Source organism: Devosia sp., from assembly GCF_040509215.1.
GTDB lineage: Bacteria > Pseudomonadota > Alphaproteobacteria > Rhizobiales > Devosiaceae > Devosia.
Window position 1 is genome coordinate 1 of sequence record NZ_JBEVLL010000360.1, and the last position, 12,069, is coordinate 12,069.

A 12,069-nucleotide genomic window follows, 5' to 3' on the forward strand; every position below is an offset into this window, starting at 1 on the left:
TTGTTAGAGCAGGGTATTTAAAATCGGCGTGTCACTGTTTCTTTTCGGGTCTCGGGCACCACTTCCCCCCCCAAAATCAAAATCGACTGTTTGATGTGCAAAGCAACGTCATGCGGCTTTGCTATCTACATAAGAAAACGGGGGCCTAAGCCCCCGCTTTACCCGCACGCGCCTTGCGGCGCGTTATCTCGATTTCGGGCTCTTCCATGACCTCGGCGATCGGCGTGGTGCGCGGCATGCGGTTCCAGGCATCGAGCGCGGCGATCTTGTAGGCCTCGGCAAGTGTCGGATAATTAAAGGCATTCTCGACAAAGTAGTCGAGCGTGCCGCCCAGGTTCAGCACCGCCTGGCCGATATGGATCAGTTCGGTGGCGCCTTCGCCAACGATGTGGACGCCGAGGAGCTTTCTGGTATCGAGCGCGAAGATCATCTTCATCATGCCCGACTGCAGGCCCATGATGTGACCGCGCGAGGTTTCGCGGAAGCGGGCAATGCCGGCCTCGTAGGGGATGTTCTGAGCCCTAACCTGTTGTTCCGTCAGGCCTACCGTCGAAATTTCCGGCACGGCATAAATGCCATAGGGGAAGAATTCCGGCGCCGGCGGCATCGGAGCGCCGCAGGCATGAAGCGCCGCGATGCGCCCCTGTTCCATCGACGTCGAGGCCAGCGATGGCCAGCCGATAACGTCGCCGGCCGCATAGATATTGCGCACTTCGGTCTGGAACGTCACCGGATCAACTTTCAGGCGACCACGATCGACTGGCGTGATCCCTGCATTTTCAAGACCAAGATTGGCGGTCGCGCCGGAGCGGCCGGCTGCGTAGAGCAGCATGTCGGTGCGGATGCGCCGACCATCAGCGAGGATCGAAACGGCCCAGCCCTGCTCGTCGATCTCGACCTTCTCGACCTTGGTGCCGAGCCGCAGCGTCACGCCGCGCTGACGCAGATCGTGGGTGAATTCCTCGATGATTTCACGGTCGATGAAATCGAGAATGGTGTCCTTGGGCTCGACGATGGTCACGGGCACGTCGAGCGCGGAAAAGATCGTCGCGTATTCAATGCCGATAACACCGGCACCCACCACCGTCAGGCTGCGCGGTACGCGGGGCTCGGAGACGAGGCTGTCGCTGTCGAGCACGGAATGGTCGTTGAACGGGATATTGGCCGGACGATAGGGCGCGGTGCCCACGGCGATCACGGCATGGTCGAAGCCGAAACGCGTCTCGTCGCCATCCGGAGCGACAACCGCGATGTGGTTCTGATCGATAAAGCGCGCCATCCCGCCGAAGGTGCGCACACCATTGCGATTGAACTGGTGTTCGAGAACCTCGATCTCGTGGTTGAGCGTCATGCGCAGGCGGGCGCCGAGATCCTTGCCTTCGATGTCCTTTTTGACGCGATAGGAAAGACCGTAGAAGCCGCGTTCACGCCAACCGGAGAGGTTGTGCACCGTCTCGCGCAGGGTCTTTGAGGGAATGGTGCCGGTATGGACGGAGACGCCGCCCAGACGAAGGCGATTCTCCACCACCAGCACCGACTTGCCCAGCTTGGCTGCCTGCACGGCGGCGCGGCGGCCTGCGGGACCAGAACCGATGACGATGAGATTGAAATGTTCCAACGAAAGGCCCCTGGATCGGACGCATGCAGACTAAGCCGCAGATATGACAACACGAATGCGCCGAATCTGACAGCGCCGCGAGGGGCTGGCAGATATGCGCAGGGGGCACACTAGCCCAGATATGTTACCAATCGTTTCGGAGCCGAGGCGCCTTCAGCCCTGTTCGGAGGCCGGATAGACGCCCAGGATACTGAACTGATCGGTGAAGAATTTCAGTTCGTCGAAAGCGTGCTGCACGCTGACATCATCGGGATGACCTTCGATATCGGCGTAGAACTGGGTGGCCGTGAAAGCGCCGCCGACCATGTAGCTTTCGAGCTTGGTCATGTTGACGCCATTGGTGGCAAAGCCGCCCATGGCCTTGTAGAGCGCGGCCGGCACGTTGCGCACGCGGAAGATGAAGGTGGTCTTCACCTTGCCCTGTTGCGGGGCCTGCTTTTCCTTGGTCGAAAGCACCAGGAAGCGCGTCGTATTGTGGTCGGCGTCCTCGATATTGCTGGCGAGCACATTGAGACCGTAGATCTCGCCGGCAAAGCGCGAGGCGATGGCGGCGACTGATTTATCGGCCTTCTGGGCGATCTCGCGGGCCGAACCGGCGGTATCGACGGCATTGATGGTGCGGAAGCCGTTTTCGGCAATGAAGCGGCGGCACTGGCCGAGGGCGACCGAAAGCGACTGGACCGCCTTGATATCCTCAAGCGTTGCGCCGGGCACGCCGAGCAGGTTCATTTCGACGCGGAGATAAGTCTCCCCGATGATGAAGAGGCCGCTCGCGGGCAGCAGGTGGTGAATGTCGGTAATGCGCCCATAGAGCGAATTTTCGACCGGAACCACGGCAAAATCGGCCTTGCCAGTCTGCACGGCATTGAGCGTTTCCTCAAAGGTCACGCAGCCCACGAACTCTTCGCCGGGAAATACATTGGCGGCCGCCGCGTGGCTGAAGGCCCCGGGTTCACCTTGAAAGGCTATTTTCTTGCTCATGGGATGTCCGTTCATCTAGCCCTGCGGGCTTTAGTCCCGGCGACGGGGGGTGTCAATCGGAGGTTGCCAAGGCTAAATTGGCATGACATTGGGGGAATTGTCGCATCTGGGGATTGCCCTGTTGCGCCTCACGAGGCGTAATACTATCTTCCGCGCGCGTCGGACCGGGCTTGTTGAGGCAGGCTTTTCCTGAAAGCCAGTTAGGCTCGGTTCGTTCAATGTCCACCCGGGGATGGACCGGTAGAGAGACCAAATGGATTCGTTCGAGCTAAACAAGATCATGGGCGCCGTCCTTGGCACACTTATGTTTGTCATGGGCGTGGGCTTCCTGGCTGAGGCCATCTACCACCCAATCGAAGATCGCGGCCCGGGCTATGCCCTGCCGGAACCCGAAGTTGCCGCAGCCGGTGGCGCCGAAGAAGCTGCCCCGGAAGTTCCGCTTGGGGTTCTGCTCGCCAGTGCCAGTGCCGACCGCGGCGCTGCTGCCGTGCGCAAGTGCCAGTCCTGTCACAACTTTGGCGAAGGCGAACCCAACAAGCAGGGTCCGAACCTCTATCACATCGTGGGCTCGAGCGAGGCGCACCTCGACAACTTCGCCTATTCCGATGCGCTGCTTGCGCACAAGGCTGCCGGCGACACCTGGACCTATGAGAACCTCAACGAGTTCCTGACCAATCCCAAGGCCTATGCACCGGGCACCAAGATGACCTTTGCCGGCGTCCGTTCGCCGGAAGAGCGCGCCGACATCCTGGCCTATCTCCAGTCGTTGTCGCCTGAGCCGGTGCCCTTCCCGGCCGCCGAAGCCGCTCCTGCCGAATCACCGGCTGAAGGCGAAGCTGCACCAGCCGCAGAGGGTACCGAACCCGTTGCTCCGGCCGCTGCAACCGAGACGCCGACGACAACTGCGCCCGAAACCAATGTCGAGGGTACGCCGGCTGCCGGCGGCGAGGCCACCCAGGCCCCTGCTGCAGCGCCCGCCGCCACCACGCACTGAGGCCGATACGGTTTCAACCCAATTGCATAAGCCGCGCCACAAGCGCGGCTTTTTTCTTGAGAAAGCCCACCGCCATGATGCTTCTGCATGTGACCGATGTCGACGAGGCCAGCTGGGCCGAATCCTTCCGCAAAACGCTGGCGCCCTATCCGGTAGTGCGGCGCGGTGATGACTTCGATCCTGCCGATGTGCGCTACATCTTTGTCTGGAAGCCGCAGCCGGATGCCTTCGACGGGCTGACCGGGCTTGAGGTCATCCTGTCTCGCGGGGCCGGTGTCGATGCCCTGATGCAGCACCCCAAGCTGCCCGATGTTCCGATCGTGCGCTTTGTCGACGAAGACCTCAGCCAGCGCATGAGCGACTATGTGGTTGCCCATGTCACCATGCATCACCGGCAGTATACGCGCTTCCACCGGGACCAGCAGGCACGCCGCTGGAGCCAGTACTATCCGCCCGCGGCCAGCGAAACGACTGTCGGCATCATGGGCATGGGCGTTCTGGGACAGGACGCGGTGCGTCGCCTCAAGCCACTGGGCTTTTCCCTGACCAGCTGGAGTCGCACGCCCAAGGCCGTCGAAGGCGTCGAGTGCTTTGCCGGCGAGGAGGGCTTTGAGCCGTTCCTCAACGGCACCGACATTCTCGTCAATCTACTGCCCCTGACACCCGATACCACCGGCATTCTCAATACCGAGACGTTCTCCAAGCTGCGACGCAGCAGTTTCGAGGGGGGGCCGGTGATCATCAATGCGGCGCGTGGCGGACACCAGCGCGAGGCCGATATCGTCAAGGCATTGAACGACGGCACGCTGGGCGCAGCGAGCCTCGACGTGTTCGAAGTCGAACCCCTGCCACCGAGCAGCCCGTTCTGGGAAATAGAGAACTGCTATATTACCCCGCACATCGCGGCCATTTCCGACGAGAAGAGCGGCGTGCGCTACTTTACCCAGGTTGTGGAAGACCACCGCGCAGGCAGGCCTCTGATCAATGTTGTGGACCGAGACCGCGGCTATTGACGGAAATTTCACTGGCCCAGGTCGAAAAACCCCCTAAACCTTGTCGCGCAAGCGATTTCGTCACGGGGACTGCATGACCGATACTGCACCGGCCACCAAACTCGGCTTCTACGATCGCCTGAAGCTGGCCACAAAGCATCGCCTGGCCGAGCCTATTCTGGCGCTGTTGTGCTTTCTCGAAGCCATGATCATCCCGGTTTTTCCCGAGATCATGCTGGCACCGATGATCATTGCGGACCGCATGCGGGCCTGGCGCCTTGCTGCGATCTGTACCGTGGCTTCGGTGACCGGTGGCCTTGCCGGCTACGCGATCGGCTATTTCCTCTTCGACAGCATCGGCAAGGGCATCATCGAATTCTATGGTGCCGCCAATGGCTTTGAATCGCTGCGCCAGAGTTTTAATGACAACGGCCCGCTGATGATCCTGATCGGCGCGCTTTCGCCCATCCCCTACAAGGTGATTACCATCACCTCGGGCGTGGCCGGTCTCGATATCTGGACCTTTGTCATCTACGGCATCATCGGTCGTGGCCTGCGCTATTTCGTCCCCTGCGGGCTTTTCTACTTCTTTGGCCCGGTGGCCGGAGAGTTCATCGAAAAGCACAAGAAGTGGGCCGGTATCGGCATGGTGGCCCTGGTGGTTGTCGGCTTTGCCATGGCGCCACTGCTGTTTCCCAAGGGCGATGCCAGCGTCGACCTGACGCCCAACCATGCCGAGATCGAGGACGCCAATCCCGAGGGCTGAGGCTAGAGCTCGAGCACCCAATATTGGCCATTGAGATCGGCGCCAAAGGAATGGTGCCGTTCTTCCTTGGCAAGGACAAAGCCGGCCTTCTGATAGATCGACCGCGCCGAGGCGAGGCAATCCTGCGTCCAGAGCATGATGCGCCTGTAGCCTGAGATCCTTGCAAAGGAGACGGCTTCGGCAACGAGGCGTCCGCCGACACCGCGGCCGCGGAACATGGGCTCGACATAAAGCATGCGCAGCTGCGCCGTGCCTTCCTCGCCGTCCTCGGCGGGAACGACGAAAACCGAGCCGGCCACCTCTCCTTCGAATTCAGCGACCCAGATGTGCTTTGGGGGCGTGCTGGAGGAAGCCTCATAGTCGGCGTAAATGCGGGTGATGAGCGTTTCGAACTCGCCGTTCCAGCCTTGCTCGAGGTGATAGAGCAACGCCTGGCGATGGATGAGCCAGCCAATCTCGCCGACGCGCGGCGCTCGCAAGACCAGGGTATTGTCTTCCGGTTCGCTCAATAGTGCAGATATCCGCCGCATGGAGCCAACGAGATCGCGCCGCTCGAAGGGGTCCAGCGGATCGAGCAGCGTTTCGGCCGCGGCCGCATCGCTCATGGCGTTGAGACGGGCCGCAACCGCCCTGCCCTCAGGCGTCAGACCCACCGGCGTGGAGCGAGCGTCGCCGCTGCGCGGCAGGTTGGCGATGAGGCCCTGATCGACCAGCCGGCTCATGATCCGGCTCAACTGGCCGCGGTCCATATTCAGCGTTACGGCGACCTGAGCGCCGGTCGTGACGCCGTCCTTGCTGAGCTCATAAATGACACGGGCCTCGGAGAGGGAATGCATGGTCTTGTGCATACCCTCGTCGAGGAGGCCGATGATCCGCGTGTAAAAGCGATTGAAGGCACGGACCTGGGCAACATCAGCCGGATCGGTCATGAGCAAGACTCCTAGTTGATTGATAATCTCAATCAATTAGTTGTCTGAGTCAATCATTTTTCGATCAACTGAAACGGCGTTGGATGACCGAGAACAGCGCGCGGATGCCTTGATCAGTCGCGCCGACGGGACGCCCGGGGCGGGCTTCGGGAGCCCAGGCGAGAATGTCGAGATGCACCCAAGCCTTGGCCTTGGTCACGAAGCGGCGGAGGAAGAGCGCGGCAATGACGGAGCCGGCATAGCCGCCTGCCCCGGTATTGTTCATGTCGGCAATTTTCGACGAGAGCTGACCGTCATAGGGCGACCAGAGCGGCATGTGCCAGAACGGGTCTTCCACCGAGAGCCCCGCGGCGGTGATTTCGGCGGCCAAGGCATGGTCAGTCGAGTAAAGCGGCGGCAGTTCGGGGCCGAGCGCGACGCGGGCGGCGCCTGTCAGCGTTGCCATGTCGACGATAAGGTCAGGGCTTTCTTCGTCGGCGAGGGCAAGCGCGTCAGCAAGGATCAGGCGGCCCTCGGCATCGGTATTGCCGATTTCAACCGTGAGGCCGCGGCGCGAATGGAGCACGTCGCCTGGCCGGAAGGCATTGGCAGAGATGGCGTTCTCGACCACCGGCAGCAGCACGCGCAGGCGCACGGGCAGCTTTGCCGAAACGATGGCATGGGCAAGGCCCAGGATATTGGCGGCGCCGCCCATGTCCTTCTTCATCATCAGCATGCCGGCAGCGGTCTTGATGTCGAGACCCCCGGTATCAAACGTGACGCCCTTGCCAACGAGGGTCACCTTGGGATGGCTTTCGTCGCCCCAGGCAAGGTCAAGAAGGCGCGGCGGCTGGGCGCTGGCGCGACCGACCGCGTGGATCATCGGGAAGTTTTCGGCAAGCAAATCATCGCCGACGATGGCTTTGAAGCTCATGCCTCGCTCTGAAGCGAAACGTTCGACTTCCTTGTGCAGGTTGTCGGGACCGAGATCGCTCGACGGCGTATTGACGAGATCGCGTGCCAGGGTGGCAGCGACGACGTGGCGGTCGACTTCCGCGGCGTCGGCGCCAACCGGCAGGACCAGCGTCGGCACGGGCTTGGTCTCGCGATAGCGATCGAAACGATAGGCGCCGAGCCGGAAGGCGATAGCGGCCAGAGTCGGATCGCCAAGATCGCCTTCGAGGCGATATTCGGCCGCGGGCAGCGCTGTTGCAGCGAGCCCGGCGACAAAAGCCGAGCGCCCCTCGGCGGCGCCGACACCAAAGAGATAGCCCGCGAGACCATCGGCGTCGCCGGGCAGCGCCAACAGCTTGCCCCGCTGGCCGGAAAACCCGTTGGCTTCGGCCCAAGCACGCTGGCGGGTGGTCAAATGAGTGCCATCGAGCCCCCCTTCGCCGACGAAAATGACGGGGATCGGGGATGGGGTGGTCATGAGGCGGCTCCAGCTTGCTTTGCCTCATAACTAGACCTCTGGCCGTGCTTCGGCAATCTGCCAGAAGCCCGCTTTAACGGGCTGTTAGGGTTAATGATTTATTGCTGGAGGCAATGAAGGGCGTCTGTCCCAGGCAGGAGTTTAGCCTTGTTGCGTGTCGTTTCCATGAGCCAATCCCTGCGCTGCCTGCTTCTGGCCGGCGCAGCCGTGCTCAGCCTTTCGGCCTGCGCTTCCAATCGCGGGCAGCTTGGGGCGACCGACTATGCCGGCCTCCCCGCCGAACAGCGCCAGCAGTCGCTGGTGGAATTGACCGGCCGCTATAAGGCCAATCCGCGCGATCGCAATATCGTCATTCATTATGCCGCAGCCCTAAGGGCGGCAGGCCAGCCGCAACAGGCTGCTGCGGCACTGGAACAGGCGATGAGCGCCTATCCCGATGATGTCGGGCTTTCGGTCGCCTATGCCAAGGCGCTGGCCTCGATGGGCAGTTTCGACCAGTCCATTGCCGTGCTCGACCGCGCCATCCGCCCGGATGCGCCTGACTGGAACGCGCTGCTCGTAAAGGGCGCCTCGCTCGATCAGATGGGGCGGCATGGCGAGGCCCGTGCGCTTTACGGCCAGGCGGCGACCATCGCGCCCGGAGAGGCTGCGATCGAGACCAATCTTGGCCTCTCCTTTGCCATGACCAATGAACTCCCGGCCGCCGAACAGCATCTGCGACGTGCCGTACAGATGCGCGGCGCCACGACCCAGACCCGGCAGAACCTGGCGCTGGTCGTGGGCCTGCAGGGGCGTTTCGAGGAATGCCGTGCGATCTATGCGGCGGAACTGCCCCCGGAGCAGGTCGAGGCCAATATGGCCTATGTTCGCGCCTTGCTCACCCAGCAAAACCGCTGGGATATGATCGACAAGGGCTGACAGTTCAGCGCCTGGCGGACACGCAACTCAACAAAGACATTCGAGCGAGGCTGAAAGAGCGCGATGCGCTCTAGCTTCCCATCATGCCGTTGCCCATCACCTTGAGGATGGCTGGGGCCATGATGACGATAAAGAGCACCGGCAGGAAGAACAGGATCAGCGGCACCGTCAGCTTGGGAGGCAAGGCTGCGGCCTTCTTTTCAGCGTCCATCATGCGCGTCTCGCGACCCTCTTCGGCCATGACGCGCAGCGCCTGGCCCACGGACGTGCCGTATCGATCTGCCTGGATTAGGGCGGTCATCACCGCTTTGACGTTATCGAGCCCGGTCCGACGACCGAGGTTTTCATAGGCGCGGGTACGGTCTTCGAGGAAGGACAGTTCGGCGGTCGTGAGCGTCAGTTCTTCGGCAAGCTCGGCGCTTTGCGCGCCCATCTCTTTGCCGACGCGCTTGAGGGCGTGTTCCATCGACATGCCCGATTCCACGCAGAGCAACAGCAGATCGAGACAGTCTGACCAGGCACGGCGAATGGAGGCCTGACGCTTTTGCGTCGCATTTCTGAGCATCAGGACCGGGAAATAGGACCCGATGAGCCCGCCACCGATGGCATAGACAAGACTGAGAAAGACCGGACGGTCCCCGGGAATGAGAAAGACCAGGTAAACCGCGGCAATCACAAAGACCACGAATGGCGTCGCAAAGCGCTGAAACAGGAAGGTGGTCAGGTGCCCCTGACCGCGATAGCCGGCCATGGCCAGCTTCTCAACCGTGGTATCGTCCTGGAAGGCCTTCTTGAGGTCGAAGCGATCGACCGCCCGCTTCATATAGGTTTTGGTCTCGGCCCCGCGGCGGATCGAACTGCGCCCGTCGGCAGTGGGGGTACCGCGCAGACGTGCCATCTCTTCGGCCCGCATGCGATCGCGCTCGACGGCAACCCGCTTGATGCGGACGCGCATGTCCTGCTTGACGATCATCGATGAGCCGAAAGTGAAGACCACCGCTGCCGCTGAAATCGCGGCCAGGATCGCGATGAGGAATTCGCGCGATGTGAGCATCTCGATCATATGAAAGGCTCCCCGGGGTTAGATTTCGAACTGGATCATGCGGTTCATAACGAAGGCGCCCATGCACATCATGAGCGCGGCGACGCCAAGCCAGATATTGCCGATGGGCGTCTGGACCAGTGGCGCGAGATATTCGGGCGAGATCACCGACACCATGATGGAGACGAACACGGGCAAGGAGCCGATGATGCCGGCGGAGGCCTTGGCCTCCGAGGACATGGCGGCGACCTTCTGCTTCATCTTCTTGCGGTTGCGCAACACGCGGGCGAGGTTACCGAGAGCTTCGGAGAGATTGCCGCCCGCCTGCTGCTGCACGGAAATGACCACCACGAAGAAATTGACCTCGGGCAGAGGCACACGATCGAGCAAGATCTGCACGGACTCGGTCATGGAAAAGCCGAAAGACTGCTGATCGAGCACGCGGCCGAATTCGGACTTCACCGGCTCCTTGGTGTCCTTGGCAACGACACGCATGGAGTCGTTGAGCGGCAGACCGGTCTTGACGCCGCGCACGATGGCTTCGACGGCATTGGGCAGTTCGTCGAGGAACTGGTTCTGGTACTTCTTGCGCCGGCGCTTGACGTAAAAGCGTGGCAGCAGGTAGGCGCCCGCGACGGCGAAAATGGCCGCAAAATAGTAGGGCACCTGCGTGATGAGCAGGACCACGAAGAGGCCGGCGCCGAAGATGCAGCTATTGCGAATGAAGGCGCCCGGAGCGATGGTCATGCCCGCCTGAAAGATGAGATCGGGCAGTTTTACACGCTTCTTGGCATTAAGTTCGTCGGTTTGCGCCTTGAGCGCCTGCTGCACGGTCTTGCGACGGGCGTCGCGTGTTCGATTGACGTCGAGTTCGCGGCGGGTCGTGCGGATGTCGCCCTGATAGGCTTTGAGGCGCTTGTCGGCGCGGGTATTGCCTAGGGCCGAGGGAACCAGGGCAAAGCCGGCGGCGCCAACGGCAATGACGGCCAGAACTGCAAGCAGGATGGTGGTGAGCATGTCAGCGCCCCATCAGCTCATGCTGTTCGGTGTTGGCCTTTTCCAGCGCCTCGACCAGATTGGCCTCTTCGTTGAAATAGCGCGCCCGCTCGGTGAATTGCGGCTTGGTGATACCGGTCGAACGGTGCTTGCCCATGAGCATGCCGTTGCTGTCTTCGCCCATAATGTCATAGACGAAGACGTCCTGCGTCACGATCACGTCGCCTTCCATGCCCAGCACTTCGGAAATGTGGGTGATGCGGCGCGAACCATCGCGCAGACGCGCGGCCTGGACGACGACGTCGATGGAGGACACGATCATTTCGCGGATGGTGCGGCTCGGCAGGGAATAGCCGCCCATGGTGATCATGGATTCAAGACGGGACAGGGCCTCGCGCGGCGAGTTGGCGTGGAGCGTGCCCATCGAGCCATCGTGACCCGTATTCATCGCCTGGAGAAGATCGAAGCTCTCCGGGCCGCGGACTTCGCCGACGATGATGCGTTCAGGACGCATACGCAGGCAATTCTTGATGAGATCACGCATGGTGATCTCGCCCTCGCCTTCAAGGTTGGGCGGGCGGGTTTCAAGACGCACAACGTGCGGCTGCTGGAGCTGGAGTTCGGCGGAGTCTTCGCAGGTAATGACGCGCTCGTCCTTCTCGATGAAGGCGGTGAGGCAATTGAGCAGCGTTGTCTTACCCGAGCCGGTACCGCCCGAGATCAGCACATTGGCGCGGACGCGGCCAAGAATGCGCAGCACCTCGGCGCCTTCGGGCGAAATGGAACCGTATTTGACGAGCTGCTGCAGGGTCAGCTTGTCTTTCTTGAATTTACGGATGGTGAGCGCAGCGCCGTCGATGGCGAGCGGCGGAGCGATGACGTTGACACGCGAGCCATCGGGAAGACGGGCGTCGCATATGGGCGAGCTTTCGTCGACACGACGGCCGACCTGGGAAACGATGCGCTGGCAGACGTTCATCAGATGCGCGTCGTCGCGGAAGCGCACATTGGTCAGGCGCACCTTGCCGCCGACTTCGATGTAGCACTTCTGCGAGCCATTCACCATGATATCGGCGATGTCGTCGCGCGCCAGAAGCGGCTCAAGCGGGCCATAGCCGAGCACGTCGTTGCAGATATCCTCAAGCAGGTCTTCCTGCTCGGAAATCGACATGACGATGGATTTGAGCGCGATGATTTCCCCGACGATGTCGCGGATTTCCTCGCGCGCCGACTGCTGATGCATAGTTGCCATCTGGCTGAGGTGGATGGAGTCGATCAGGGCGTTGTATATGGCGGACTTGGTCTGGAAATATTCCTTGTCGCGCTGCACATCCACGGGATTGCGCACGTCGAGCACTTCGTCGGTGGTGCGCTGGCGCGCGGCCATGCTGTCGCCATCGGAGGCTCGTCGTTGAACCGGTT

At 61.6% G+C, this 12,069-nt stretch carries 11 protein-coding genes; 4 read left to right on the top strand and 7 right to left on the bottom strand.

Annotation, left to right across the window (positions count from 1 at the left end):
• Positions 1-145: 145 nt before the first annotated feature.
• Both sthA and ABW043_RS20440 read right to left on the bottom strand, forming a co-directional pair.
• Positions 146-1,618 (bottom strand): Si-specific NAD(P)(+) transhydrogenase, encoded by a 1,473-nt coding sequence (gene sthA, locus ABW043_RS20435; RefSeq protein ID WP_353923036.1) that lies wholly within the window; start codon positions 1,616-1,618, stop codon positions 146-148.
• A 153-nt stretch (positions 1,619-1,771) separates the two neighbouring features.
• Positions 1,772-2,599: a prephenate dehydratase gene (locus ABW043_RS20440; RefSeq protein ID WP_353923037.1), complete on the bottom strand. Its 828-nt coding sequence runs from the start codon at positions 2,597-2,599 to the stop codon at positions 1,772-1,774.
• Positions 2,600-2,852: 253 nt separating this feature from the next.
• Here ABW043_RS20440 and ABW043_RS20445 point away from each other — a divergent pair, with 253 nt between their 5' ends.
• The 3 genes from ABW043_RS20445 (at position 2,853) to ABW043_RS20455 (ending at position 5,351) form a co-directional block, all read left to right on the top strand.
• Positions 2,853-3,593: a c-type cytochrome gene (locus tag ABW043_RS20445; RefSeq protein ID WP_353923038.1), complete on the top strand. Its 741-nt coding sequence runs from the start codon at positions 2,853-2,855 to the stop codon at positions 3,591-3,593.
• Positions 3,594-3,667: 74 nt separating this feature from the next.
• The gene (locus ABW043_RS20450) at positions 3,668-4,606 is read left to right on the top strand and encodes a 2-hydroxyacid dehydrogenase (protein ID WP_353923039.1); all 939 of its coding nucleotides are present in this window, start codon (positions 3,668-3,670) and stop codon (positions 4,604-4,606) included.
• 73 nt (positions 4,607-4,679) lie between these two features.
• Positions 4,680-5,351: a YqaA family protein gene (locus ABW043_RS20455; RefSeq protein ID WP_353923040.1), complete on the top strand. Its 672-nt coding sequence runs from the start codon at positions 4,680-4,682 to the stop codon at positions 5,349-5,351.
• A 2-nt stretch (positions 5,352-5,353) separates the two neighbouring features.
• On the opposite strand, the gene ABW043_RS20460 is transcribed toward ABW043_RS20455, so the two are convergent.
• Entirely contained in the window at positions 5,354-6,280 is a 927-nt protein-coding gene (locus tag ABW043_RS20460) for a bifunctional helix-turn-helix transcriptional regulator/GNAT family N-acetyltransferase (RefSeq protein ID WP_353923041.1), read from the bottom strand.
• 64 nt (positions 6,281-6,344) lie between these two features.
• Positions 6,345-7,691 carry a leucyl aminopeptidase family protein gene (locus ABW043_RS20465; RefSeq protein ID WP_353923042.1) on the bottom strand — a complete coding sequence of 449 codons (1,347 nt, stop codon included), beginning with the start codon at positions 7,689-7,691 and terminating at the stop codon, positions 6,345-6,347.
• 147 nt (positions 7,692-7,838) lie between these two features.
• Here ABW043_RS20465 and ABW043_RS20470 point away from each other — a divergent pair, with 147 nt between their 5' ends.
• Positions 7,839-8,609: a tetratricopeptide repeat protein gene (locus ABW043_RS20470; protein ID WP_353923043.1), complete on the top strand. Its 771-nt coding sequence runs from the start codon at positions 7,839-7,841 to the stop codon at positions 8,607-8,609.
• Between the two features lie 70 nt (positions 8,610-8,679).
• Here ABW043_RS20470 and ABW043_RS20475 read toward each other — a convergent pair whose 3' ends face one another.
• From ABW043_RS20475 to ABW043_RS20485, 3 genes are read right to left on the bottom strand one after another with little or no spacing between them, the layout of a single operon-like run.
• Positions 8,680-9,672: a type II secretion system F family protein gene (locus tag ABW043_RS20475; RefSeq protein ID WP_353923044.1), complete on the bottom strand. Its 993-nt coding sequence runs from the start codon at positions 9,670-9,672 to the stop codon at positions 8,680-8,682.
• Between the two features lie 18 nt (positions 9,673-9,690).
• A complete protein-coding gene (locus ABW043_RS20480; protein WP_353923045.1) occupies positions 9,691-10,668 on the bottom strand; it encodes a type II secretion system F family protein in 978 nt (325 codons plus the stop codon).
• Between the two features lies 1 nt (position 10,669).
• Positions 10,670-12,034, bottom strand: coding sequence for a TadA family conjugal transfer-associated ATPase (locus ABW043_RS20485; protein ID WP_353923046.1), 1,365 nt, complete (start codon positions 12,032-12,034; stop codon positions 10,670-10,672).
• Positions 12,035-12,069: the final 35 nt, after the last annotated feature.